Here is a 24,578-nt window from a genome sequence, read left to right on the forward strand (position 1 = left end):
TGAGGGGATGCCCGAGCGTCAAAGAAAGATTATCTTGACTGCCATTTATCGGCACGTGAAGAGTCAAGCCTCCTTAAGATGTTTCTCAACTAATTGAAGGCTTTTCCGGCGGTGTATGTGTCCCCTCTGACCCTTCAACGCATGCTGCGCGAGTCAGCCTTCGACACGCTCGGCGAGCTCTATCCCGACGACGACAGCTCCACCCTGCTACTGGCCGCGCTCGGCGCCAACCGGGCCCGCCTGCCGGTGCGCGGCGCCCGCAGGGCGAGGGACTACTGGCTCGCGGTCTGCCAGGAGGTGGAGAAGGGTGCCTTCGCGTTCACACTCGACGACCTGGTGGCGCGAGCGGCGGCCGACTACCCGCGCAACACCGCGCTGCGCGCGCTGGCGGGCGCGCAGGAGACGGCCGCGCGGGGCGCGGGCGCGGTCGAAGGGGGGCCGTTGCGGGTGCTGTGCCTGCTGGCCTCGCCGCGCGACCAGGACCCGCTCGACCTCGACGAGGATCTGCGCCGCATCCAGCTGGCGGCCGAGCGCTCGGGGCGGCGCGTCGAGGTCAGCGCGCGGACGGCGACGAGGACCGGCGACATCCTTCCCGCCTTGCTGGCGGTCAGGCCGCATGTGGTCCACTTCGCGGGCCACGCCGACCACGAGGGGCTGGTCTTCGCCGACACCGTCCACGTGTCGGCCACGGTGACCGCCCAAGGCCTGGCCACCGCCTTCGCGGCGACGGGGCCGCTGCGCTGCGTCGTGCTCAGCGCCTGCTACACCGGCGAGCAGGCGGAGGTCTTCCGCACCGCCGCCGACGCGGTGACGGGCTGCACGCAGGAGCTGCCCGACGCGGCGGCGATCCTCTTCAGCGAGGGCTTCTACCTGGGCCTGGCCGAGGGCAGAAGCGTCAGGGAGGCCTTCGCGCTGGGCCGCGCCCGCATGGCGCTCGCCGGACACGACACCTCGTGCCTGCGCTACCTCGACGGGGAAGGGGATCTGTGAGCGACGAGGTCGAAGCCTTCTGGCAAGGCAACAGGCGCGGCCTCGACCCCGCCAATTCGGGCGCCGACGGCCCCGCCCTGACCACCAACGACTCCTTCTGGCTGGCCGACTGGTGCCAGGTCTGCGGCCACACCTTCAGGGAGGCCGACAACGTCCACGTCGTCCACGGGCCGCCCACCGTGGTCAGGCACCACAGCCCCACGCTGCCCTGCAGCGGCCTGGTGACCGACTACGACCCGCCCGAGGACGGCCTGTCCCGCGCCTTCCACGCCGCCGTCGACGCCGCCAACCCGCTGCCGCCCGGCACCGACGCCGTCCTCCTGCTGCCGGGACACCCCCTGCTGCTGCCGGTCATCCCACGCAGGCAGTGCGCCTTCTGCAGCGACTCCTTCCGCCCCTTCGAGTCGGCGGTGATCTGCCCGTGCAGCCCGCGCGAGCCGCGCTGTGGGCTCGGTGTCCATCGCGACCCCGGCGGCGGCAACACCTGCTACGACGAGTGGGTCAGCAACGGCCCCCTGCTCACCTGCCCCACCACCTTCACGAAGGTGGAGGAGCGGTGATCGAACGCTACGCCAGGCAACTGCTCATCCCGCACTGGGACCAGGACGTGCTCAGCGAGGCGACGGCCGTGGTCATCGGCGTGGGCGCGCTCGGCACCGAGTCGGCCAGGCTGCTGGCGCAGGCGGGCGTCGGCGCGCTCGTGCTGTGCGATCCCGACCTGGTCAGCGAGTCCAACCTGAGCAGGGGCTCGCTTTTCACCGGCGCGGACGTCGGCAGGCCCAAGGTGGAGGCCGCGGCCTCGGCGCTGCGCGCGCTGGCGCCCGCCACCGCGGTGGCGGCCCGCGGGACCGAGCACGCGCGCGGCGTCGGCCTGGCCGAGCTGCGCGACGCCGACCTGGTCATCAGCTGCCTCGACAGCATCGCCGACCGCGTCCAGCTGGCCGCGCGCTGCGGCCTGGTCGGCGCGGCCATGCTCGACGGCGGCACCCACCCGTGGGGCGGCGAGGTGCGCTGGTACCCGCCCGACGGACCCTGTTACGGGTGCGGGTGCACCAGCGGCGAGCGGGCCCTGCCGCCCACCTCCATGGCCTGCGGCATCCCCGACGAGATGGGCGCCTCCGCGCCGATCTCCGCGATGGTCGCCTCCTGGCTGGTGACCCACGCCGTCAGGGTGCTGTTCGGGCTGCCCGTCGCCGAGGGCCTGGTCAGGCTGGACCCGGTGGCGGGGGAGAGCCGCAGGGTCGCGCTGACCGCCGACCCCACCTGCCCCCTCCACGAGCCGATCCCCGCCAGGTACGTCACACGCACCGCCCTGACCGTGGCCTCTCCCGTCGCGGCGCTGCTGGCCATGATCCGCCCTGGAGAGCGCCTGCAGGCCTGGAACTCGGTCGACCCCTCCGACCCCCACGGTCCTGTCGAGATCGACGCCGCCCTCGCCGGGTCGGCGATCGGCGAGCTGGGGATCGCCCCCGGCGAGCTGCTTCCTGCGATCAGGACCTCGCCCCACGAGCACGTGCGGTACATCGAACTGGCCACGTCGCGGCCGGAAGGGAAGGACCCCAGGTGAGGAACGAGCTGGTCGCCCTGCTCGCGGGGCTGTACGACGACGAGGCGTCGGCGCGGGTCCTGCTGACCACCATCGACTACCCCCGGCCGCACATGCCGCAGTTCGCCACCCCCCTGGCCTTCTGGCAGCAGGTCGTCAGCCGCGTCGAGCAGGGCGTGATGCCCGTGGAGGACGGCATGACGGTCCTGCTCGACGCCGTGGCCGCGCACTTCCCCACCAACAGGGAGCTCCAGGCGCTCAGGGAGAAGGACGAGGCGTCCCGCAGACCCCCTGCGGGAGAGACGCCGCCGCAGCCCCTCACCGCGGACGGGCCGTGCCCGACGCTCCTGCTCACCGGCGTCGACAAGGCTGCGGAGTTCGAGGAGCTGGTGCGCAGGGAGGTCGACCCCGACGCCGAGCTGGTCTACGTCGCCAGGGAGCAGTGCGGGGTGCGCGTCTCCGACCCCGGCGAGGCCCGCCAGGAGGTCGTCAACCGCCTCCAGCAGGTGGTCGACGCGTGGGAGCCGGGCTGCCAGGTGTCCTACGAGCACTACAGCTTCAGGCCCTACCTGTACCGGCTCCTGCTGGTCTACGGGCCCGACGGCACGCCGTACCAGCTGACGGGGGTGCCTGCCACGATGCTGCCCGAGGACATCGCGCAGGCGGTGATCCAGCAGTCGCCCGCGATGACCGACCGGCGGGGAGGCGTCGTGCGGACCGTGATCGACCACGAGAGCGCGCAGGGCGGCGGCAGGCAGCGGTTGGTCGACCCCCAGCTGTGCCTGCACGAGGTAGGGGTCAAGGACGAGGACAGCCTGCACGTCGGCGCCGAGGCCACCGCGGGCTCCGTCAACCCCGTCATGCGGATGCGGGCCCAGATGCGAGCCCGTGCCCAGATCAGGAGGTTCGAGCAGACCGGTCACGCCTTCAGGATCGCCAGGTACGACAACGAGGACCTGCCCAACCGCTTCCACATCTCCTTCGACGCTCCGGGCTTCGCACCGCCCGACGACATCGACTCCTTCTTCCACCCCGGCCTGCCGCTGCAGGAATGGCCGTTCGACGAGCTCGATCCCGTGCCCATCGCCCGGCACGACCTGGCCATCTTCCTGCCGCCGATGTTCCCGGTGAGCGCGCCGCTGGTCATCTGGGAGACCGAGGTCTTCCATCCCAACATCTGGCGCAAGCCGGCGCCCTCCCAGCACGCCCACCACAACCAGGTCTGCCTCGGCGCGCTGATGAACGGCTACCGGCCGGACCTCGACTTCGGCTCGCTCTGCCAGCTCCTCGTCGACATCGGCAGCTACCAGAACTACGACGTCGTCGACGCCGACACCTGGCCCGACCCGGTCGCCGCCTTCTGGGCCAAGTCCGCCAAGGGGCAGGCGGCGATCACCGCGATGGGCGGCAAGCTGATCGAGGAACGCGGCCCGGGCGGGGTGCGCGGCGAGGGCAGGGCGCCGCTGCTGTGGATCAGCCCGATGGAGGACCCCGATGGCCGTTGAGATCGAGCTGTACAAGGGCGAGCAGGAGACCTACCACGCGCGGCTCGCCCTCGCACCCGTGCTGCGAGAGGCGCTGAAGGAACTGGTCGGGCTCGCCACCGACGAGACCAGGCTGTTCATGGAGCTGCACCGCGAGCGCGACCCCAACCCGATCATGGGTCCGCCGCGCCTGGTCAACCTGGGCGAGGAGGTCGGCTTCCTGACCCTCACCGCGGTACGGCGCGGCGAGACGATCTACGAGGGCAAGCACTCGGTCAACGAGCTGGTCGGCTCGGTCCTGACCGGCGTCGTCACCAGGCTCGACCCCGCGGAGACCCACTGGTCGTTCAGGATCAGGGCCGGGCTGTTCGACCTGGACGCCGGCCGGCCCACACCGCAGGTGGAGGGCGCGGTGCAGGTGGACCTGCAGCGCCGAAAACGGCTCCCGTTCACCGTCACCAAGGTCGAGGGCGCCGAGGCCGAGCTCGTCGACCCCGCCGCGCTCGGCCTGGACCCCGGGAGGCTGGGCCCCGTCAACGTGCTGATGCCCGGCGAGGTCCACGTCCAGCTGACGGGCGGGATGAAGCTGTCGGAGCGGCTGGAGGAGGGCGGCTTCCTCATCGGCAGGGTCAGCAGAGCCGCCGACGCCCACCTGGTGGAGATCACGCACGTCACCCCGGCCCACCGATCGGGCGCTGGGGCGATCCACTTCACCTTCACCGGCGACTCCTTCCTCGCGGTCAACCAGATGATCGCCGACAGGGGCAAGGGCGAGGAACTGGTCGGCTGGTACCACACGCACCTGCGCGGAGTGGATGTCGGCATGGGGTTGTCGGCCACGGACGTGGACCTGCACAGGGCCACGTTCCTGCGGCCATGGCAGGTGGCGGCCCTGCTCAACCTGTCGAGGAACGGGCGCACGCTGCGCTTCTACGGTCGCGCGGCCGACGGCGAAAGGCTGGAGCAGTGTTCGCAGTGGGTGGCCGATGAGCGCGGTCAGTACCGCAGGACGAGTCCTGGTGTGGGCCCTGACGCGGGCTCCCGATAGCGCGGGCCCGCCTCCCGAGGGCGACCTCGGCACCGCGCGCGGCCTGCTCGACCCCGGCGACGAGGTCATGGCGAGCATCGCGCGCCTGGCCGGCGCCACCACGGCCAGGTTGCGCCTCTCGGGGCCTCCGCTCGGCGACCGCCGACCGCCCGGGCTGGGCGTGGTGCTGCTCGCCGCGGCCGTGGGCGCCCGTGGCGAGCGGCGCTCGTTCGAGCTGGCCCACGCGGTGCCCAAGCCGCGCACCGCCTACGACCTGCTGACCTATCACGCCGTGGCGGGAGCGGCCGTGCCGTACGCGCCGGGGCTCGCCGACGTGCTGAGGGACAGCTCGCCGCTCACTGGCTGCCTCGACCGGCCGGGGCCGGCGGGCGCGCAGGACTGCGACGACCTGGTCGACAGGCTGCGCCAGGACAGGCAGGCCAGGCGGCTGCTCACGCTGGGCTTCGCCAGGCCCGTCACCGAACCCGAGCAGTACGGCTGGCGCGGCGACACGCTGGCCTGGCTCCGCCACGAGGACGTCGACCTGGTCCTCGACGTCTACGAGAGCGCGCTCGTCCACTTCCGCGCCGAGCACGAGCGCATGGCGAGGGCCGCGTGGCGCTCGGCCATGGAGGGCGACGTCGCCGCCGCCGCTCCCGTCGCGACCTGGTGGCGGGCACTGGCCGAGCTGGAGGCCGCCGCGCCCGCGCTGCTGCGCGGCCGCCACGAGCTCATCGACTACCACCAATGGACCAACCTCTTCCGCCGGGTGCGGACGCTGGAGGCCACGTGACCGACTACATCCCGCTCGAGGTGGTGGTCGCGGGCGAGGGCGCCTCGCTGGCCGCCGTGCCCGGCGACACCCCGCTCGGCCAGGCCCTCGCCTCGGGTCCCTTCCTGCTGCTCGCGCCGCTGGAGGAGGGATGGGCGCAGTTGCGGCTGAGCACGTTCAGGCTGCGGCAGATCCCGCTCGACCAGGTGGACGGCAGGCCGCTGTACCGGCCCGCGCCCGTCGCCCCGCCCGCTGCCGAGCCCGCCGGCGACGAGCACGGCGACGGGCACGGCGACGGCCCCGCCAGGCCCGTGGAGCTGAGCGAGGCTCAGGCCACCAGGCTCGCCTACGACGACTACGTGCGCGAAGCCGCCTCGTTCCTGCGGGCGGGCCTGTCGGTGCTGATCGTGTGCGACAAGATCGTCGTTCCGCACCTGGCCGACCACATCGTGCGGCAGACCGCGGCCATGCCGCGCCTGCTGGAGGTGCAGGCCCCGGTGGGCGAGGACACCGAGCCGCCGGTCGACATGCGGCCCCAGCCGGTGCTGGCCAGCCTGCGCCAGCGGCTGCTGGCCAGGCTCCGCGACATGTTGCGCGAGCTCGGCTCCCAGGACGTCCTGGTCATCACCCACCTCGACCTGCTCGGCGGCGGCACCGACAACGCGCTGGCCAACGAGACCAGAGACCTGATCGAGCTGCTGTACGGCGCCGACAGGCAGGTGATCCTGGCCTTCGCCGACCCGTCGCTGAGCGTGCCCGAGGTGCTGGCCGCCCGCTTCGCGGTCAGGATGACCATCGAGGGCAGCCCCAGGTACGTGCGCCACCCGGTCGACTCCAGCCTGGCCTCCATCGAGCAGGCCCTGGTCACCCAGGCCGAGGCCGACAGGTTCGCCGGGCTCGACGGCACCGACTTCTACAAGTACGTCGTCGGGCTCAACCCGGTACGGCTGCGCCAGACCATGCGCTACGCCCTGCAGGAGACCGAGGGCCTCAACGGCGTCACGGTCAAGGACCTGCCGACGATGATCAGGAAGTTCAAGGCGCAGATGTCGGCCAGCTTCGAGATCCCCGATGTCAGCTTCGACGACATCGGCGGCTACGCCGAGGTGAAGCGGCAGATCCTGCGCTCGCTGCAGATCATGACGGCCGCCAGGAGCCTGACGGGTCCCGACCAGCGGCTGCGCGGCGAGCTGATCCCGCGCGGCTTCATCTTCCACGGCGAGCCTGGCACCGGCAAGACGCTGTTCGCCAAGGCCATCGCCAACGAGCTCGAGGCCACGATCCAGGTCGTCTCGGGGCCCGAGGTGACCAACAAGTACGTCGGCGAGAGCGAGCGGCGCATCAGGGAGCTGTTCGCCGAGGCGCGGCGGAACGCTCCCTCGGTCATCGTCTTCGACGAGTTCGACTCCATCGCCGCCAGCCGTACCAGCTCGGAGGACGGCGGCAGCCGCGCGGGCAACGCGATGGTGGCGCAGATCCTCACCGAGATGGACGGCTTCAGGCCCGACGTGCAGATGATCGTCATCGGCACCACCAACCGGCTGGAGATCATCGACAGGGCGCTGCTGCGCCCGAGCAGGTTCCAGAGCTTCCACATCGGGCTGCCCGACGAGGACGCCAGGCGCGGCATCATCAAGGTGCACGCCCGCCGCTACGGCGTGAACGTGAGCGGCATCGTCGAGCCGCTCATCCACACGACCAAGGGCTGGAACGGCGACGAGATCAGGGCGTTGTTCCGCGACGCCTTCGTCGGCGAGCGCTGGGAGGGCGTGCCCGCCGGCGCCGAACGCATCGGCGAGCTGGTCGGACTGCAGCAGCGGGCCAAGCGCGAGCAGCAGACCAGCAGGGCGGGCAGGTAATGGCACTCGACCAGGGGCACATCGCCACGATCCAGCAGCTCGGCACCATCGTCCGCGAGCTGGACGGCCGCTACGTGGGCAGGAGGGACGCGGCCAGGCTGCTGGTGGTGGCGGCCGTGTGCAGGGAGCACATGCTGCTGCTCGGCCCGCCCGGCACGGCCAAGACCGACCTGGTGGCGCACTTCGCGGGACTCATCCAGGCCAGATCGTTCACCTACCTGCTGACCAGGTTCACCGAGCCGTCGGAGCTGTTCGGGCCGCTCGACTTCGAGCGCTTCCAGAAGGGCGTCTACCGGGTCAAGACCGACGACATGCTGCCCGACGCCGAGATCGCCTTCCTCGACGAGGTCTTCCAGGGCAGCAGCGCCATCCTCAACACGCTGCTCAGCGTGGTGAACGAGCGCTACTTCTTCAACGGCGCCAGCAGGGAGCGGGTGCCGCTGGTGAGCCTGTTCGGCGCGTCGAGCGAGCTGCCGGAGGATCCCGCGCTGCGCGCCTTCGGCGACAGGTTCCTGCTGCGCATGGAGGTCGAGCAGGTGGCCCGCACCATGATGCCCGAGCTGCTCAAGCGGGGCTGGCAGCAGGAGCGCGAGCGGGTCGCCGGCGACGGGGCCGCCGCGCTCGCCATCCCGCCGATCAGGCTGCGGGACCTGCTCGCGCTGTCGGGCAAGCTCGCCGAGGTCGATCTCGGCCCCGTGCGCGACGCCTACGCCGAGGTGATCACCGACGTGCTCGCCCAGGGCGTCACGCTGTCCGACCGCAGGATCGTGCGCGGGCAGAAGCTGGTCGCCGCGGCCGCGCTGCTGCGCCGGTCCCTCGTTGCCAGGCCGGTCGACCTGTGGCCCGTCGCCCACATCTGGACCGAGCCAGGCGACGCGGGCGCGCTGCGCGAGGCCGTGGGCGACAGGGTGGTGGCCGACGGCGGGCAGAGCCCCTCGGGCGGACGCACGGCCGCCGAGCTCGAGGCGCTGGCCAGGCACCACGCCATGGCCGTGCTCGGCAAGGCGGGAGCCCCCACGCAGGCGGGCGTGATCGTGGCGATGCGCGGCATCAACGAGGTCCACCGGCAGCTGCGCGCCGACCACCGCGGCGAGCTCGCCGCCCAGCAACGCGTGCACGCCCTCCTCGCCGAGGTGGCCGCACTTCTCGACGACCCCCAGGGAGACGGACATGTGTAACCCGAGACGCGTCAAGGTCAGAGCCACCCGCAGGATCGCCGAGGCGTGGCGGGCCGAGATCGAACGCACGGTGACCGCCTCGGGAGAGGCGACCGGCGAGTCCAGGCTGACCCAGCCACTCAGGTCGATGCTGGGCGAGGGCGCGCTGCGCGCCTTCGAGCAGGCGCTCGGCGGCGACCCTCGGTGGGAGTGGGCCGACGGCGAATACCGCATGCGGGTGCCGGGCGGCCACGTCGCCTACCAGCCGGGCGTGGGAGACCTGGAGATCGTCATCTCGCTGACCGAGGCGGTCGAGGCCGTCGGCATCGCGGGCAAGGTCGTCGAGGGCGAGGTCACCGACGAGGTCGAGGGCGAGGGCGAGGGCAGCTATGACAACGACGGCTGGCGCGGGCGCACCAAGGAACGCGCGGAACGCGAGGCCAGGAAACAGGCCGAGGCCAGGGCGGACAAGCTGGCGGCCGAGCGTGCCGAGCGGCTCAGGCTGGACGCGCAGGAGGCCGCGAGCTACAGCATGAACACCGAGGCGGGGGCGGTGGAGGACGAGGCCCGCAGAAGGGCGGAGGCGGCGCTGGCCGAACGGCGGCTGGTCGTCGGCCAGGACCTCGGCCAGCGTGCGGACGCCCGCCTCGCCGAGGTGCACAGGCAGACGCTCAAGGACGTCATGGGGCTGATCGCGGCCAGCTACGCCCAGGCCATCAGGGAGTTCGCCCAGCAGAACAACGCGGAGAACTACTCCGTCGTCGACGGCGAGGGCTTCATCGAGATCCAGTTCGAGATGGAGGCCTGACCGTGCGGTTCAAGGTGGTGTTCAGAGTCAACAAGGAGACGGGGCAGGTCGAGGAGTTCGTCATCGACGATCTGGGCCGTGAGCGCGAGGGGGAGGACCACGACGCCACCCACGACGGTGTGGCCAGGCTCGTCGGCGCCGTCGTCGAACGGCGGGCGGCGCCCGAGGAGATCGACCCGAGGCTCCTGCCCGAGCCCGAGGCGCCCGAGATCAACCCGGACGAGCTGGAGGCCGCGCGGGAGAAGGAGCAGCGGAGCGAATGACCGGCAGGCGACGGCACTGGCTCGGGCAGGCCGCGCTCGCCTACGAGGAGGCGGGCCACCTGTTGGACGCCGCTCGTTGCAGGCAGGAGGCGGGCGAGCCGCTTGCCGCGGCCGAGCTGTACGAGCGGGCGGGAGAGCTGGAGCGGGCGGCCGCCTGCTACCTGCGGGCGGGCAGCGTGGCCGAGGCGGCCCGCTGCCACCTGGCCGTGGGCAGGCCCGAGGCCGCCGCCGAGTGCTGGGAGCAGGTCGGCAAGCCGCTGGAGGCCGCGTGGACCTTCATCGTCGCCGGCAGGAAGCCCGAGCGGGGCGGATGGCTGCTGCGCGGGCACGTGCCCGCCACCCTCGGAGAGCGGCTGCGCCACGATGTGGCCCTGGCCATGTGCGCGGTCTTGTCAGGCGAGGGAGGCGACGACGCGAGGCCGCTGGCCGCGGCCCTCGCCGCCGTCGAGCGCGACCTGGATCAGGTAAGGCCCGCGGCCGAACGGCTGCTGGTGGAGAGGTGGGCGGTCGAGGCGGCCACGGAGGTGGCCAGGTACGACCTGGCAGCCCTGGTGTTCGCCGCCGCCCACCGCAGCGGCCTGCGCGGCGCGGCGGGACGCTGGCGCGCGTGGGCCGAGCGGGCGCTCGGCGGTACCAGCGGCATCCCCGCCGAAACCGAAGAGAGGAGAGCGGGGTGAGCGGGGTGAGTGGCGTCCTCGCCGCGGTGAGGCGAGACAGGAGCGCCGGGTGAGCGCGTGGCGGCGCAGGCGCGAGGAGCAGCGGGCGCCCGCGCGGCCGCAGCCGTTCGTGCTGACCAGGCGCGACCAGCAGCCGCCGCCGGGCGAGCGGCCCGAACCCGCTCCCCACGCCTTCCCCGACGATCTGCTCGCGGGGCGGTTCGCCGCGGAGCGGGAGGCGCTGGCGTTCGTGGCGGCGGCCAACGACGCCGCGCTGCCCCCGCGCTGCGTGCGCTCGCCCGAGGGGGCGCTGTGGGTGCTGCGCGAGCACGCGCCCTCGCACTACGCCGAGCTGGTGTGGGTGGCGGGAGGCCTGCCGTACGCCTCGGTGGGCGGTGCGCTCAGGGGCCCGTCGGGGCACCGGGTGGACGTGAGCCGGCTGGAGGCGTGGCCGGAGGTCGGCTGGGTGGAGCTGGCCGCGCACGCCCCGCTCGCCGCCGAAGGGGGCGCCCAGCGCGAGGTCGTGGTCGTCACGACCGCCGCCATCGCGCGCTGGGCGCTCAACAGGTACCACGACGGGGCGCTGGCGATGCGCGTCTCCTCGGTACGGCTGGAGCCCGCCTTCTCGGGCGAGGGGGGCAGGGCCGCGGTGCTGTTGCGCGTCACGGGCGGCAGGGGCGCGCTGCCGAGGTCGATGCTGAACGCGCTGGCCCGCATGCCGTACACGATCGTGTGCAGGGCAGGGGAGCAGCGGTTGCTGGTCGACCATCGGGCCGAGCTGCCGCTGACCGACGCCGACCTCGCCGCCAGGGTGCCCGAGCGGGAGAGGTGGATCATGGGAGGGCCCGAGCAGGGCGTCTGGAAGATCGCCGATCGCAGCCCTGAGATGGAGCCACCGCTCGGCCTGGCCCCCGCGATCCAGCCGCCCGCGCGGCCCGCCCCCGAGCGCCGACCTGCCGACCTGGCCGTGCGGGTGCGGTTGGTCAGGACGCCCGGCGACGGCCAGGCCGAGGACGCCAAGCTGCTCACTGACGCAGACCTGCGCGTGCTGCGGTCCTACCTGTCGGGCAACCCCGCGGCCGAACGGGCCTTCCTCCTCGTCGGCGACGGCCACCACCTGCTGACCGAGCCGGGCGGCGGTGCGGGAGCGCTTCCCTTCGGCGTGCCGTTGCGCGCGGCAGGGCCCGCGGGGCTCTACGTCGAGTCGGGTCACGCGCTGCGGCCGAGCCTGCCCCCCGCCGCCAGGGCCAGGGCCTTCGGCCTCGACGGCAGGAGCGTGGTCGTCGTCTGCGCCGACGGCAGTCACCGCCTCGCCCTGCGCAACGCGGTGCCGGTGTGGGCGCTGTGGCTGCGGGAGCCCCCGGCCGTCGACGCCGCCCCGCCGACGGGCGCGCTCGCGGCGCTGCTCGACAGGTTCGACGCGATGGAACTGCCCCGCCCCGAACCCGTGGCTCAGGCGGCCGCCGCGCCCGCCGTCGTGGCCGCCGTCGAGCTGCGCGCCGAGGCCCTCGCGCTGGAACTGGCGGGCAAGTACGCCGAGGCCGCGCACAGGTACAGGCAGGCGGGCGACCCGCACATGGCGGGACGCATGTACGAGCGCGCGGCCACCCAGGAGAACGAGTGAGCGCGCCCGAGCCGCTGGCCAGGATCGCGGTCGACGACTGCCGCTGCGTCAGCCTGTCCGCCGACGGCTCGGCGCTGTTCACCGTCGCACGCGGGCGCGCCGAGGTCCGCGAGCACGAGGGCCCTCCGGTGTGGTCGGCGCCCGTCCACGCACCCGTCGAGCTGCCGGTGGAAGCGGCCTGGACACCCGACTCCGACCAGGTCTTCCTCGTGTGCGGGGCGCGACTGCTCGTCTTCGCCGCCGACTCGGGCGAGCCCTTCGCGCTGCCCGGCGAGCTGACCGGACGCGCCGACGTGACGGCGCTGGCGCTCAGCGGCGACGGCATGACCGCCGCCCTCGGCACGAGAGAGGGAACGATCTTCCTGCTCGACAGGGGCACCTCGGCCGTGGTCGCCTGGCCCGGCCGCTCCGATCCGGTCAGGGCGCTGGCCTTCGACCCCTCGGGCGCCGAGCTGTGCGTGGCCAGGTCGCGGGCGATCCAGTTCTGGCGCAGGGCCGACCGCACGATGATCGCCTCGGTGGGCGTGGGCGACCTGTTCCCTTCCCGGCTGGCCTGGTCGAGGGAGGGCGCGCTGGTCGCCGTCGCGGGCATCCGCGACGTCCGCACGGTCGACGTGCGCACCAGGAGGGAGGCGGCCACCCCGTGGCGTCCGGCGGGCGGTCCGGTCGCGCTGGGTTTCAGCAGGGACGGCACCCGCATCCTCGTCGGGACAGGACAGGGCGCCGTCCACCTGCTCGACAGGCAGCTCGCCGAGGACGAGCCGCCTGCCCCGGCCGTCCCCGCGCAGCTCACCGAGCCGGCCACCATGCACGTCGGCGCGTACGGCCTGCTCGCCGCCCGCACCGACGCCGGCACCGTCACCCTGTGGCGGCTGTCCGACACCCGCCTGCCCACCGACGCCCAGCGCGCAGGCGGCTCCTTGCTCCGCTGGGCGGCCAAGAACGCCCGCACCGTCGGCAGGGCGCCGAGGACGCCCGCCAGGACCGCCGCCCGCGTGACCTCCGTCGCCCCCCGCGACCCGGCCCGCCCCGACCCCGGCTTCTGCTGGAGCCCCGACGGCGCCGACTGGTACGCCGAGACCACGCCCGGCATCCTCACCCGCTCGGGCGCCGCCTTCGCCCGCGACCTGCCCCACGCGCCCGCGCACGAGATCGAGACGGCGGGCCCGCTCGTGGCGGTCGGCGGCGCGAACCCCGACCGCGTCACCGTGTTCGACGCGAGCACGGGCGAGCGGGTGGCCGACCTCCACGGCGGCACGCCCGCGTGGTCGCCCGCCGCCCCGAGGACGCTCGCCGTCGCCTCTGCCTCCCTGCTGCGCGTCCATCGCGACCTCGAAGCCCAACCCCTGACGATCCCCGTCAGGGTCGGCACGGGCAGGCCCGCGTGGTCGCCCGACGGGCGGCTGCTGGCCGCGCCGTCGGGAGAGGAGGTCGGCGTCTGGTCCTTGGAGGGGAACGCCCCCCTCAGCCTGGTACGGCTGGCCGACCCCGCCTTCGGCGGGCTGCGCGTCGGCCCCGTCGCCTGGTCGCCGGACGGCCGGCACCTGGCCGCCACCACGACGGGCGGCAGGGCTCCTGTCACCGTGTGGTCCACCGAGGACTGGCGGCGGCGCCGGCGGCTCGGCCGATCGGACGGGGCGGGAGGAGGCCCCTGCCTCACCTGGTCACCCGACTCGCGCCTGTTGGCCTTCCCCTCGCCTGCCACACCCGGCGCGGTGGAGCTGTGGGAGCCGGGCGCCGGCCTGGTGCACACCCTCCAACCCCCCGACCCCTCGGTACGGCACGCGTGGGCGGTCCGCTGGTCGCCCGACGGCCACCGCCTCGCCGTGACCTACGACGGGGGCCAGATCGTGCTGTGGGACCTGCCGGGCGAAGCCCTGCCCAGGAGGGAGCAGGGGCGGCTGCCGTACGAGGCCGAGATCATGGCCAGGCTGGGCGCCGCGGCCGCGGCGGCGGGCGCGCGCGTCCCGCTGTCGACGCTGGCCGACCTGCTCACCTTGGTCGTGAGCAGGGCCCCCGCGGCGCTGGAGGCGCTCGACGGTCACCGCGCCGTCGTCGCGCTGCGCGCCCTGCACTGGCCGGTGCCCGCCGCCCTCGGCCTGGCCGTCCTGGTGGCCGCTGACCTGCCGCCCGAGCCGGGTCACGCCGCACCCGCCACCGTGCCGCCGGAGCGGCTGGAGGCCGCGCTGGCCCGCGCGCTGAAGGGCGTGCCCGTGCCCGCCGCGCCCGCCGCCGTGCCGATGACCGAGCTGGTCGAGGCGCTCAACCGCGTCGACGACGGCGTGCTCACCCTGCTGACCTTGCTCAGCCCGGACGCCGTCGCGGCCGAGCCCGAACTGCCCGCCAGGCTGCGCAGGCAGGGCATGACGCTGTGGCCGCTGGCCGAGCGCCAGCGCAGGCTGCTCGGCGTGCGGGCCTCGGTGTGGAACGAGGGCGCGACTCAGGGACGCGGCCTCGGAGAGGCGCGGGCGGGCGTCACCAGGCACGGCGAGCCGAGCGCGCTGCTGCCCTCGCAGTTCGCGCTGCCGCCGCAGGTGCTGACCGCCAGGCACGTCCGCGACGAGCTGCTCTACCGCACCAGGCAGGGCGCGGTGCCCGCGGTGAGCGAGTCGATGATCGTGGTCCTGGACGACACTCCCGCCGCGCACGGCGCGGTGGGCGCGACCCTGCGCGTGGTGGCGCACCTGCTGTGCGCCAACGTGCTGGCCAGGCACAGGCGCTGCGCGCTGATCCTGCTCGCGGCCCCGGCGAGGACGCGCATGCTGTCCACCACGAACGACCTCGTGCACCTGTGGGGCGAGGCGGCGCTCACCCCTCCCGCCGTCGGCGAGGCCGCCCGCATGGCCAGGTCCGCCGCCGCGCAGCTCGGGCAGGGCGCGGCCGAGCCGCGCACGGTGGTGCTCACCCACCCCCACCTGGCCTATCCGGGCGGCAGGGAGGTCACCATGGTGCGGGTCCACTATCCGGGACACCCGGCCGGGCGCCGCGCGCCCAGGACGTTCTCCCTGTCACCGGGCGCGGGAGCCGACGAGGTGTACGAGGTGATCGCGGGGATCCTCGCGGGTCAGCCGCACAGCATCTGATCGATGGGGTCCTGGCCGAGCGAGCGGAGCACGCGCTCGACGACCTCGGGCCGCATCGCGTCGCCGAGCACCTCAACGCCCTCGTCGGTGACCCTGATGCGGACGCGGACCAGGCGGCCCTCCGGATGGTCCTGGTACTCCTCCGGCCGGATCAGGTCGGGGAGGTCCTCCACGAAGCGGTGACCCATCACCATCTCCCTTCGATGCTCGTCCCGCAGGAGGGGCAGCCGCCCGCGACGAGATGGCTGGCCTCCAGCGACCATATGCCGCGTTCGATCACGGTGTCCCCGCATCCCGGACATCTGGTCGCGCGGCCCGGCGCGCCGAGCGCGCGTTCCACGTACACATGGCGCAGGCCCGCGGCTCGGCCGAGCTCCACGGCGGCGGCCAGCGCCTCGGGGCCCGTGGGGTCGGTGCCGCTCATCCGGAAGGCGGGCGTGAAGCGCAGCAGGTGCCAGGGGATGCCCGGGTCGACTTCGGCGATCGCGGCGGCGACCTCGCGAACGTCCTCCTCCGCGGTGCTCACGCCGGGGACGAGCGGCGTTGAGACCTCCACCCACACGCCCGCCTCGTGGAAGGCCCTGATCGCCGCGAGCACGGGCGCGGCCGGCGCGCCGGTCAGCCTTCTGTGCCTCGCGTCGTCCAGGCCCTTGAGATCGATGTTGACGGCGGCAAGCGCGGGCGCTACGATCTCGATCGCCTCCGCGGTGAGGAACCCGTTGCTCTTCCACACCACCTCGACCCCCGCCTGCCTGCCCCGCTCGGCCAGCGCCAGCGTCAGCTCGACGGCGAGCGAGGGCTCGGAGTACGACAGCGCCACGCAGCCGCCGACGGCCGCCGCCCGCGCCACGACGTCCTCCACGTCGACGGGCGTCGCCTCCCACGGCAGGTCGGCCTCGCGGCCGTACTGCGACAGCAGGTGGTTGACGCAGTAGTCGCAGCGGAAGGAGCAGCCGGGGGCGGCCAGCGTGAGGGCGGGCGTGCCAGGGCGGTAGTGGAAGAACGGCTTGCGCTCGACCGCGTCGGTGTGGGCCACCGACGTGGCGAACGTCGCGGTCTCCAGGCCGCCTTCGGCGCCGCGCCGTACCTTGCAGGCGCCGAGCTGGCCCGGCGCGAGCGCGCACCTGTGCGGGCACAGGTCGCACCTGACCCGCTCGCCCGCGGGGGAGTGGAGTATCGCGGGGGTCCACTGCATGGCCGAGACAGTAGTCCCTACGACAGGGCGCGGGCGGCGTTGACGAGAGGAACGTGGGAGAAGGCCTGGGGGAAGTTGCCGACCAGGCGCCCGTAGCGCGGGTCGTATTCCTCGGCCAGCAGCCCCACGTCGTTGCGCAGCGTCAGCAGCCGATCGAGCAGCTCGCGCGCCTCCTCGGTACGGCCCTGCATCGCCATCACCTCCACCAGCCAGAAGCTGCACGCCAGGAAGGCGCCCTCGCCGCCTGGCAGGCCGTCGACGTCGTTGTCCTCGGCGACCGGGTAGCGCAGCACGAACCCGTCCGACAGCAGCTCCCGCTCGATCGCGGTCACCGTGCCCGCCACCCTGGGGTCGTCCACCGGCAGGAAGCCGACGACCGGCAGCAGCAGCAGCGCCGCGTCGACCTCGCTGGAGCCGTAGGACTGGGTGAAGGTGTTGCGGGTGGCGTCGTAGCCCTTCGAGCAAATCTCCTGGTGGATCCGCTCGCGCACCTCGCGCCACCGCTCGACCGGTCCCGTGCGGCCGAAGTTCTCGACCTGCTTGATCCCGCGGTCCATCGCCACCCAGCACATCACCTTGGAGTGCGTGAAGTGCCTGCGGGGGCCGCGCACCTCCCACAGGCCCTCGTCGGGCTCGTCCCAGTGTTCCTCCACGTAGTCGAGCAGCTCCCGCTGGATCGACCACGCCCTGTCGTCGGCGGCCAGGCCGGAGGTGCGCGACAGGTAGAGGCAGTTGAGCACCTCGCCGTAGACGTCGAGCTGCAACTGGTTGACCGCGGCGTTGCCGATGCGCACGGGGCGGGAGTCCTCGTAGCCGTCGAGCCAGCCGAGCTCCATCTCGGGCAGCCGGCGCTCGCCTGCCACGCCGTACATGATCTGCAGGTCCTGAGGTCTGCCCGCGATGGCCCGCAGCAGCCATGATCGCCATGCGGCGGCCTCGTCGAGGTAGCCGGAGCCGATGAGCGCGTCGAGCGTCATGGTGGCGTCGCGCAGCCAGCAGAAGCGGTAGTCCCAGTTGCGCACGCCGCCCAGGTCCTCGGGCAGCGACGTGGTGGGGGCGGCCACGATGCCGCCCGTGGGAGCGTAGGTGAGCGCCTTCAGTGTGATCAGCGAGCGGACCACCGCCTCCCGCCACGGGCCCTTGTAGGTGCACTGGCCCACCCACTCGGCCCACAGCTCCTCGGTCTGCACGAGGTGGTCCTCGGCGGAGATCAGCCGCGGCATCGGCTCGTGGGAGGGATGCCAGGTGAAGGTGAAGGCCAGGCGCTCGCCCTCCTTGACGTGGAAGGTGGCGCGGTGGGCGTAGTCGCCGCCCTTGAGCGGCACGGGAGAGTGCAGCCAGATGGAGTCGGGGCCGCCGACCGCCTGCAGATGGCCGTCGCTGCGGCGCACCCACGGGACGATCCTTCCGTAGTCGAAGCGGATCCTGATCTGGGTGGACATCTCCACCGTGCCGGAGACGCCCTCGACGATGCGCACCACGTCGGGGTTGCGGTCGCGGGGCGGCATGAAGTCGATCACCCTGACGGTGCCCGTCGGTGTGTCGTACTCCGTCTCCAGGATCAGCGTCTCGTCCCGGTAGCGGCGCCGGTCGGCCACCGGCCGGCCGGTGGGGCCGAGCCACCAGTGGCCGTTGCTCTCCTTGCCGAGCAGCGCTCCGAAACAGGACGGCGAGTCGAACCTCGGAAGGCAGAGCCAGTCGATCGAACCGTCGCGGGCCACCAGCGCCGCCGACTGCATGTCCCCGATGAGGGCGTAGTCCTCGATCCGCATGAGCTTGACGGTACAGGGACCTTCGATCGAAGACAGGAGGGGACGTGTGGATTTCGTCGTGTTGGCCGGGCTTGCGCTCAGGAGGGAAGCGGGAAGCGCCGGGCGAACAGCTGCGTGATCGGGCCGATGGCCACGGCGAACAGCAGGGTGCCGATGCCGACGGTCCCGCCGAGCAGCCAGCCGACCGCCACGACGGTGATCTCGATGAGGAAGCGGGACAGGCGCACCGACAGGCCGAGCCTGATCAGGCCCGTCATGACGCCGTCGCGCGGGCCGGGCCCCATCCCCGCGCCGATGTACAGGACGGTCGCCAGGGCGACTGCCACGATCGCGGTCAGCAGGTAGACCCAGGCCACCGCCCAGTGGGACGGCGTGGGCAGCACGTACATCGCCGCGTCGGCGAACAGTCCGAGGAAGACGATGTTGCTGATCGTGCCGATGCCAGGCTTCTGCCGCAGCGGGATCCACAGCACCATGACCAGCGCGCCGACCAGGATGATCCAGGTGCCGATCGACAGGCCGGTCCTGACGGCCAGCCCCTGGTGGAAGGCGTCCCACGGGTCGTTGCCGAGGCCCGACTCGACCTGGAGGCCGATGCCGATGCCGTACAGGGCCAGGCCGCCGTAGAGGCGGACCAGGCGGGAAGGAAGGGAACCGACGGACGGAACGGAAACTTCGCTCATAATGGCCTCAATCATCCAGGCCAATGCCTTGCCCTAAAAGGGCCAATCAGCGAAAGTGGCCTTATGTCAGACCGTCACCTGTCCGCTCAGCAACTCGGCCGCCTCCTGGACGCCGACCGGTCGGCCAGGCCGTTCTACCGGGCGCTGGCCCAGGCGGTGCGCGGGCTGGTGCGCGATGGCAGGGTGCCCGTGCGCATGCGCATGCCCGCCGAACGGCACCTGGCCGAGGAGCTCGGCGTCAGCCGCACGACCGTGACGGCCGCCTACGACCTGCTGCGCGAGCAGGGCTACCTCGACAGCCGCCAGGGCGCGGGCAGCTGGACGGCGCTGCCCGACCCGTCGGCGTGCGCCGACAACCCGTGGCTGTCGGTGGACGACGACGGGCTGCTGCAGATGCAGTGCGCCGCCCCTCCCGCCACCACGATGCTGACCGAGGCGGTCGCCGAGGCCACCCAGGACCTGCCCAGGTACGGCATGGGCTCCGGCTACGACCCGATGGGCCTGCCCGAGCTGCGCGAGCGGATCGCCGCCCACTACACGGCCAGGGGCCTGGCCACCCGCCCCGAGCAGATCCTGGTGACCACGGGCTCCCAGCACGCGCTCCAGCTCGTCATGGGCCTGCTCGTCGGCGCGGGCGACCCCGTCATCGTCGAGTCGCCCACCTACCCGCACGCCATCGACGCCGCCCGCAACAGGACGGCCCGGATCGTGCCCGTCGGCGTCTCGGCCGAGGGCTGGCAGGTGGACCTGCTGGCCAGCGCGATGCGTCAGTCCGCCGCCCGCCTGGCCTACCTCATGCCCGACTTCCACAACCCGACGGGCGCGCTCATGGACGACGCCGATCGCGCCGCCGTCGTCGGCCACGCCAGGCGCCTGGACACCACGCTGCTAATCGACGAGACGTGGTCGGAGCTGGCGATCGACGAGGTGCCAAGAGCCGCGCCGATGGCCGCCTTCGACACCGACAGCAGGGTGATCACCATCGGCTCGGCCTCCAAGCTGTGGTGGGGCGGTCTTCGCATCGGCTGGATCCGCACCACCGCGGCGATGGCCCGCGCCCTGGCCGTGCACCGCGCCGCCGTCGACATCGCCAGCCCCGTGCTCGACCAGCTCGTCGTCGCCAGGCTGTTCGACCGCATCGAGGAGACCCGTGCCGAGCGCCGCCGCTCCCTCACAGTCTCCCGCTCCGCGCTGGTGACCGCGCTGCGCGAACAGCTGCCCGAGTGGAGCTTCACCGTGCCGCGCGGCGGCGGCACCCTGTGGGTACGCCTGGCGGGCGAGGGCGCGACCCCGCTGGCCGAGAGCGCCGCCTACCACGGCGTGCGGCTCGCACCCGGCCCGTGGTTCGGCGTGAGCGGCACGCTGGAGGGCTACCTCCGGCTGCCCTTCACCCAGCCGCCGCAGGTCATCACCGAAGCGGTCGCCAGGCTGGCGGTGGCCAGGGACAGGGGGCCCGTCGGCTCCCGCCCGGCCGACCCGCTCATTCGGATGGTTTGACGCCGCTGGCCAGCGGGGCCCGCCAGCCGTACTTCATGGCCAGGATGCGCAGCCCGAAGGCCAGCACGGCGGCGGACAGCACGGCGGGCCAGCCGTGCAGGTTCAGCTCGAACAGGGCCGCCATCGCGGCCGAGCCGAGCATCGCGGGCACGGCGTAGAGCTGGCGGTCGTAGAGCAGCGTGGGGATCTCACCGGCCAGCATGTCGCGCAGCACGCCGCCGCCGACGGCGGTGGTGACGCCGAGCAGGGCCGCGTGCAGCGGCGACAGGTCGTACAGAAGCGCCTTCTCGGTGCCGACCGCGCAGAACAGGCCCAGTCCGGCCGCGTCCAGCACCAGCAGGAGCGGCATGATGCGGGCGACCTGCGGGTGCCAGAAGAAGACGATCACGGTCGCGGCGATGGGCACCAGCACGTACCCGAGGCTCTGGAAGGCGGCGGGCGGCACGTTGAGGATCAGGTCGCGCATGATCCCGCCGCCCAGCGCCGTCATCGAGGCCAGCACCGCCATGCCGACGACGTCGAGCCGCTTGCGAACGCCCATGAGGGCCCCCGACAGCGCGAAGACGAAGATTCCGACGAGATCGAGCAGTTCAGACACGACGATTAGTGTGTCAGTGCCTGGCCGGGCGCCACATCCTCGTCACCCATGAGCGCCTTGAGCCTGCGCACGAACATCAGCAGGAACAGGCCAGCCGCCAGCGCGATCCCCGCCAGGACGAGGTAGTACCAGGTGAGCGAGAGGAAGCGCGTCAGCCGGAAGGTCTGGCCGCCGATGGCGTCGCCGAGCGCCGCGGCCAGGAACCACACGCCCAGGATCTGGCCCTTGAAGGCCGCGGGGGCGAGCTTGGTCGAGACCGACAGGCCGACGGGGCTGAGCGTCAGCTCGCCGATCGTCTGCATGAGGTACATCACCACCAGCCACAGGATGGACACCTTGACCCCGCTGGAGGCGACGTTGGCGGCCGTGGCCAGCACGATGAAGCTCAGGCCCGCCATGAACAGGGCGAAGGTGAACTTCATCGGGCTGCTCACCCTGCTGCCCCACCTGGTCAGCCAGATCGCCGCGAAGATCGGCGAGAAGACGATGACGAACAGCGAGTTGAGGTTCTGGGTCCAGCCCGCGGGGATCGTGAACCCGAAGAACGTCAGGTCCACGCTCTTGGTGGCGAAGGTCGTGACAGGGCCGGGAGCCAGGTCGAAGATCATCCAGAAGACGACGGCGGCGAAGAAGAGCCAGATGTAGGCGCCGAACCTGCGCCGCTCCACCGGCGTGATGCCATGACCGCCGTGCATGATGTACGACAGGTAGAAGATCGTGATCAGCGCGATGATCGCGGTCACCGTCCAGGTGACGCCGTCCTCGGTGAACAGGCCCGTCAGGGCCAGCAGCACGGTGAGGGCGACGAGCGCGGCCACCCCGATGAGCACCCACCTGACGGCCACGCGCCGCTCGGCCTGGGTCAGCGGCTGCGGGACCCGCTCGCCCGCGCCGTGCAGGCTCCGCTTGCCCATGACGTACCAGACGAGGCCGAGCGCCATGCCCACCGCCGCCGCGCCGAAGGCCAGGTGCCAGCGGGAGTCGCCGGCGAGCACGGGGGTCACGCTGATGCCCGCGAGCGCGCCGATGTTGATGCCCATGTAGAACAGCGAGAAGCCGGAGTCGCGCCTGGCGTCCTCGTCGTCCTTGTAGAGGTAGCCGACCATGCCGGAGACGTTGGGCTTGAGCAGGCCGGTGCCGGAGACGATGAGCAGCAGGCCGAGGTAGACGAACAGGGGGCCCGGCACGGGGACGGCCAAGCTGATGTGCCCGCACATGATGATGACACCGCCCAGCAGGACCGCCCTGCGCGCGCCGAGCAGCCGGTCGGCCACCCAGCCCCCGGGCAGCGCCGTCAGGTAGACCATGCCCTGGTAGACGCCGAGGATCGCGAACGCCGTGGTCTCTGGCAGGCCGAGGCCGTTGCGGATGGCGGGGGCCATGAGAAAGGCGGCCAGGATGGCACGCATGCCGTAGAAGCTGAAGCGCTCCCACATCTCGGTGCCGAACAGCGTGGCCAACCCCCACGGATGTCCGAAAAAGGTCTTGTCTGCCGTCCTCATACTGCCCCCCGACGACACTCTGCGCATACGGTCGATGACTTCACGTCATGGTGTGTTCTTGTCTCCCGTCAGGTCTTGTCCGGGGTTGATGCCCTGTGGTGCGATGCATGCCACTCGTCCAAGCGAACGAAGTGAGCTATCAACGGCAGCAGCAGCACTGTGCCCTTCTTGGGCCGCCGTCAGGCGATCATGAAGGCGCACCGACTTGGAGGGCGCGCGTCGTGGCCGATGTCCTTGAGGTACGGGCCGAGATCCTGCGGGAGATCGCCGGCCGTACGGTATGCGAACAGCTCAAGCAGATCGCGGAGCGGTATCCCGACTCGCCCGCCTATTCGGACCCCGTGGACGGCGGCTGGAGCACCCTGACCTACGGGCAGGCCAGGCAGCGGGTGCTGGAGATCGCCGCCGGATTCCTCACGCTCGGCATGGAGCCGGGCGACGCGGTGGCGCTGATGATGGTCAACCGCAGCGAGCACGTGCTGGCCGACCTCGGCGCGGTCCACGCCGGCGGCATGCCCTGCTCGGTCTACTCCACCTTCGCCCCCGACCAGATCGCCTTCGTCGCCGACGACGTGGCCGCCAAGTACGCCGTCCTCGGCGGCGCGGCCGACCTGGCCCGCTGGGAGCCCGTGCTCGACCAGCTGCCCGAGATCCGCAAGATCATCGTGCTGAACGGCGCGCCGGCCGCCGACCGCTTCCTGAGCTGGGACGACTTACTCGAGCTCGGCAGGGCCAGGCTCGCCGAGGACGCCGCCGCCGTCGACGCCCGCTGGCAGGCGGTCACCGCCGACGACGTGCTCACCGTCCTGTACACCTCGGGCACCACCGGCATGCCCAAGGGCGTGCCGCTCACCCACGTCAACGCCTTCTACGAGTGCGCCGCCACCGACCGCATGACCGCCCTGCCCACCCAGGGCACCCAGATCTCCTACCTCACCTACGCCCACATCGCCGAGCGCGTCCTCAGCCTCTACCTGCCGCTGACCAAGGTCTCCCACGTGCACTTCTGCACCGACCTGGCCAACCTCGGCGCCACGCTCGGCCAGGTGCGGCCGATGATGTTCTTCGGCGTGCCGCGCGTGTGGGAGAAGATGATGGCCAAGCTCCAGGCGCTGCTGGCCGGCCAGCCCGAGGAGCAGCAGGAGAAGGTACGGCAGGCCATGGCCGCGGGCCGCGCCTACGTCGAGGCAGGCCAGCACGGCCGCGGCGTCACCCCCGAGATCCAGGCCGCCTACGAGAGCGCCGACGCCGCGCTGCTGTCGATCGTGCGCGGCATGATCGGCTTCGACCGCGCCGAGTGGACAGCCACCGGCGCCGCCCCGCTCCCCGACGAGGTGCAGGGCTTCTTCGCCGGGCTGGGCCTGCGCGTCATCGACGTCTACGGCATGACCGAGACGACCGGCGCCTTCACCGCCAACAGCCCCGCCTGCTACAAGCTCGGCTCGGTCGGCAGGCCCGAGCCCGGCGTCGAGGTGCGCATCGCCGAGGACGGCGAGATCCTCACCCGCAGCCCGCTCAACACCGGCGGCTACCTCGGCAGGGCGGCGGAGGAGCTGATCGACGAGGACGGCTGGCTGCGCACCGGCGACATCGGCACCGTCGACGACGACGGCTTCTACCGGGTCGTCGACCGCAAGAAGGAGCTCATCATCACCGCTGGCGGCGAGAACATCTCGCCCGCCGCGATCGAGAACTACCTCAAGGAGCACCCGCTCATCGGACAGGCGCTCGCCTACGGTGACAACAGGCCCTTCCCCGTGGCCATCCTCACCCTCGACGGCGAGATAGCCCCCGGCTGGGCGCGGGCACAGGGCATCGCGTTCACCTCGATGGCCGAGCTGGTCGAGCATCCCGACGTGGTCAAGGCGGTCGAGGCGGCCGTCGAGGCGGCCAACGTGAAGCTGGCCAGAGTGCAGCAGATCAAGAAGTGGGCGCTGCTGCCGACGGAGTGGACCGCCGAGACGGCCGAGCTCACCCCCAGCCTGAAACTCAAGCGCCGGGTCATCCACGCGAAGTACGCCGACGTGATCGAGCGCCTATACACCGGGTGACACCTTTGCCA

The 24,578-nt window shown here is 72.4% G+C and carries 21 protein-coding genes; 15 read left to right on the forward strand and 6 right to left on the reverse strand.

The window, feature by feature from the left end; genetic code table 11:
• Nucleotides 1-141: 141 nt before the first annotated feature.
• The 13 genes from AB0B45_RS34690 to AB0B45_RS34750 are packed head-to-tail and all read left to right on the forward strand — an operon-like array spanning nt 142 to nt 15,269.
• Nucleotides 142-990, forward strand: coding sequence for an effector-associated domain EAD1-containing protein (locus tag AB0B45_RS34690; RefSeq protein ID WP_358139250.1), 849 nt, complete (start codon nt 142-144; stop codon nt 988-990).
• Nucleotides 987-1,550, forward strand: coding sequence for a hypothetical protein (locus AB0B45_RS34695; protein ID WP_358139253.1), 564 nt, complete (start codon nt 987-989; stop codon nt 1,548-1,550). Before AB0B45_RS34690 ends, AB0B45_RS34695 begins: the two co-directional genes overlap by 4 nt.
• Nucleotides 1,547-2,557: a ThiF family adenylyltransferase gene (locus tag AB0B45_RS34700; protein WP_358139256.1), complete on the forward strand. Its 1,011-nt coding sequence runs from the start codon at nt 1,547-1,549 to the stop codon at nt 2,555-2,557. The genes AB0B45_RS34695 and AB0B45_RS34700 overlap by 4 nt, the downstream gene beginning before the upstream one ends.
• Nucleotides 2,554-4,041: an effector-associated domain EAD1-containing protein gene (locus AB0B45_RS34705; protein WP_358139259.1), complete on the forward strand. Its 1,488-nt coding sequence runs from the start codon at nt 2,554-2,556 to the stop codon at nt 4,039-4,041. The genes AB0B45_RS34700 and AB0B45_RS34705 overlap by 4 nt, the downstream gene beginning before the upstream one ends.
• Complete coding sequence (locus AB0B45_RS34710; RefSeq protein ID WP_358139262.1) at nt 4,031-5,068, forward strand: JAB N-terminal domain-containing protein; 1,038 nt, start codon at nt 4,031-4,033, stop codon at nt 5,066-5,068. Before AB0B45_RS34705 ends, AB0B45_RS34710 begins: the two co-directional genes overlap by 11 nt.
• Nucleotides 5,040-5,840: a hypothetical protein gene (locus AB0B45_RS34715; protein WP_358139265.1), complete on the forward strand. Its 801-nt coding sequence runs from the start codon at nt 5,040-5,042 to the stop codon at nt 5,838-5,840. The genes AB0B45_RS34710 and AB0B45_RS34715 overlap by 29 nt, the downstream gene beginning before the upstream one ends.
• Entirely contained in the window at nt 5,837-7,678 is a 1,842-nt protein-coding gene (locus AB0B45_RS34720; RefSeq protein ID WP_358139269.1) for an ATP-binding protein, read from the forward strand. The genes AB0B45_RS34715 and AB0B45_RS34720 overlap by 4 nt, the downstream gene beginning before the upstream one ends.
• Nucleotides 7,678-8,856, forward strand: coding sequence for an AAA family ATPase (locus AB0B45_RS34725; protein WP_358139272.1), 1,179 nt, complete (start codon nt 7,678-7,680; stop codon nt 8,854-8,856). Before AB0B45_RS34720 ends, AB0B45_RS34725 begins: the two co-directional genes overlap by 1 nt.
• Nucleotides 8,849-9,643, forward strand: a complete 795-nt coding sequence (locus AB0B45_RS34730; protein WP_358139275.1) for a hypothetical protein — start codon at nt 8,849-8,851, stop codon at nt 9,641-9,643. Before AB0B45_RS34725 ends, AB0B45_RS34730 begins: the two co-directional genes overlap by 8 nt.
• Nucleotides 9,644-9,645: 2 nt before the next feature.
• Nucleotides 9,646-9,906, forward strand: coding sequence for a hypothetical protein (locus AB0B45_RS34735; RefSeq protein ID WP_358139278.1), 261 nt, complete (start codon nt 9,646-9,648; stop codon nt 9,904-9,906).
• Nucleotides 9,903-10,583 (forward strand): hypothetical protein, encoded by a 681-nt coding sequence (locus AB0B45_RS34740; protein ID WP_358139281.1) that lies wholly within the window; start codon nt 9,903-9,905, stop codon nt 10,581-10,583. Before AB0B45_RS34735 ends, AB0B45_RS34740 begins: the two co-directional genes overlap by 4 nt.
• Before the next feature lie 49 nt (nt 10,584-10,632).
• On the forward strand, nt 10,633-12,186 hold the full coding sequence (locus tag AB0B45_RS34745) for a hypothetical protein (RefSeq protein WP_358139284.1): 1,554 nt from the start codon (nt 10,633-10,635) through the stop codon (nt 12,184-12,186).
• Nucleotides 12,183-15,269 (forward strand): WD40 repeat domain-containing protein, encoded by a 3,087-nt coding sequence (locus AB0B45_RS34750; protein ID WP_358139287.1) that lies wholly within the window; start codon nt 12,183-12,185, stop codon nt 15,267-15,269. Before AB0B45_RS34745 ends, AB0B45_RS34750 begins: the two co-directional genes overlap by 4 nt.
• Here AB0B45_RS34750 and AB0B45_RS34755 read toward each other — a convergent pair.
• The 4 genes from AB0B45_RS34755 to AB0B45_RS34770 form a co-directional block, all read right to left on the reverse strand.
• On the reverse strand, nt 15,251-15,457 hold the full coding sequence (locus AB0B45_RS34755) for a radical SAM-modified peptide, FtsH ternary system-associated (RefSeq protein WP_358139290.1): 207 nt from the start codon (nt 15,455-15,457) through the stop codon (nt 15,251-15,253). The genes AB0B45_RS34750 and AB0B45_RS34755 overlap by 19 nt on opposite strands.
• A complete protein-coding gene (locus AB0B45_RS34760) occupies nt 15,457-16,464 on the reverse strand; it encodes a radical SAM protein (RefSeq protein WP_358139293.1) in 1,008 nt (335 codons plus the stop codon). The genes AB0B45_RS34755 and AB0B45_RS34760 overlap by 1 nt, the downstream gene beginning before the upstream one ends.
• 17 nt (nt 16,465-16,481) lie before the next feature.
• Nucleotides 16,482-18,236, reverse strand: a complete 1,755-nt coding sequence (locus AB0B45_RS34765; RefSeq protein WP_358139296.1) for a glycoside hydrolase family 15 protein — start codon at nt 18,234-18,236, stop codon at nt 16,482-16,484.
• 77 nt (nt 18,237-18,313) lie between these two features.
• Nucleotides 18,314-18,919 carry a hypothetical protein gene (locus AB0B45_RS34770; RefSeq protein ID WP_358139299.1) on the reverse strand — a complete coding sequence of 202 codons (606 nt, stop codon included), beginning with the start codon at nt 18,917-18,919 and terminating at the stop codon, nt 18,314-18,316.
• A gap of 63 nt (nt 18,920-18,982) precedes the next feature.
• Here AB0B45_RS34770 and AB0B45_RS34775 point away from each other — a divergent pair, with 63 nt between their 5' ends.
• Entirely contained in the window at nt 18,983-20,416 is a 1,434-nt protein-coding gene (locus tag AB0B45_RS34775) for a PLP-dependent aminotransferase family protein (RefSeq protein WP_358139302.1), read from the forward strand.
• Here the strand turns inward: AB0B45_RS34775 and AB0B45_RS34780 are convergent.
• Both AB0B45_RS34780 and AB0B45_RS34785 read right to left on the reverse strand, forming a co-directional pair.
• Entirely contained in the window at nt 20,400-21,014 is a 615-nt protein-coding gene (locus tag AB0B45_RS34780; protein WP_358139305.1) for a trimeric intracellular cation channel family protein, read from the reverse strand. The genes AB0B45_RS34775 and AB0B45_RS34780 overlap by 17 nt on opposite strands.
• 5 nt (nt 21,015-21,019) lie before the next feature.
• Nucleotides 21,020-22,516, reverse strand: a complete 1,497-nt coding sequence (locus AB0B45_RS34785; protein ID WP_358139308.1) for an oligopeptide:H+ symporter — start codon at nt 22,514-22,516, stop codon at nt 21,020-21,022.
• 221 nt (nt 22,517-22,737) lie between these two features.
• Between AB0B45_RS34785 and AB0B45_RS34790 the strand changes: the two genes are divergently transcribed.
• The gene (locus AB0B45_RS34790) at nt 22,738-24,567 is read left to right on the forward strand and encodes an AMP-dependent synthetase/ligase (protein WP_358139311.1); all 1,830 of its coding nucleotides are present in this window, start codon (nt 22,738-22,740) and stop codon (nt 24,565-24,567) included.
• The last annotated feature ends 11 nt before the right edge of the window (nt 24,568-24,578 follow it).

Origin of the sequence: Nonomuraea sp. NPDC049152 (assembly GCF_040648355.1) — a bacterium.
Taxonomy (GTDB): domain Bacteria; phylum Actinomycetota; class Actinomycetes; order Streptosporangiales; family Streptosporangiaceae; genus Nonomuraea.

What these genes read in the sequence shown, in the direction of transcription:
- AB0B45_RS34775 (WP_358139302.1), top strand. Translation starts at nt 18,983, where the DNA reads ATGTCAGACCGTCACCTGTCCGCTCAGCAACTCGGCCGCCTCCTGGAC.
- AB0B45_RS34755 (WP_358139290.1), bottom strand. Translation starts at nt 15,457, where the DNA reads ATGGGTCACCGCTTCGTGGAGGACCTCCCCGACCTGATCCGGCCGGAG.
- AB0B45_RS34785 (WP_358139308.1), bottom strand. Translation starts at nt 22,516, where the DNA reads ATGAGGACGGCAGACAAGACCTTTTTCGGACATCCGTGGGGGTTGGCC.
- AB0B45_RS34740 (WP_358139281.1), top strand. Translation starts at nt 9,903, where the DNA reads ATGACCGGCAGGCGACGGCACTGGCTCGGGCAGGCCGCGCTCGCCTAC.
- AB0B45_RS34690 (WP_358139250.1), top strand. Translation starts at nt 142, where the DNA reads ATGCTGCGCGAGTCAGCCTTCGACACGCTCGGCGAGCTCTATCCCGAC.
- AB0B45_RS34770 (WP_358139299.1), bottom strand. Translation starts at nt 18,919, where the DNA reads ATGAGCGAAGTTTCCGTTCCGTCCGTCGGTTCCCTTCCTTCCCGCCTG.
- AB0B45_RS34725 (WP_358139272.1), top strand. Translation starts at nt 7,678, where the DNA reads ATGGCACTCGACCAGGGGCACATCGCCACGATCCAGCAGCTCGGCACC.
- AB0B45_RS34765 (WP_358139296.1), bottom strand. Translation starts at nt 18,236, where the DNA reads ATGCGGATCGAGGACTACGCCCTCATCGGGGACATGCAGTCGGCGGCG.
- AB0B45_RS34760 (WP_358139293.1), bottom strand. Translation starts at nt 16,464, where the DNA reads ATGCAGTGGACCCCCGCGATACTCCACTCCCCCGCGGGCGAGCGGGTC.
- AB0B45_RS34730 (WP_358139275.1), top strand. Translation starts at nt 8,849, where the DNA reads ATGTGTAACCCGAGACGCGTCAAGGTCAGAGCCACCCGCAGGATCGCC.
- AB0B45_RS34710 (WP_358139262.1), top strand. Translation starts at nt 4,031, where the DNA reads ATGGCCGTTGAGATCGAGCTGTACAAGGGCGAGCAGGAGACCTACCAC.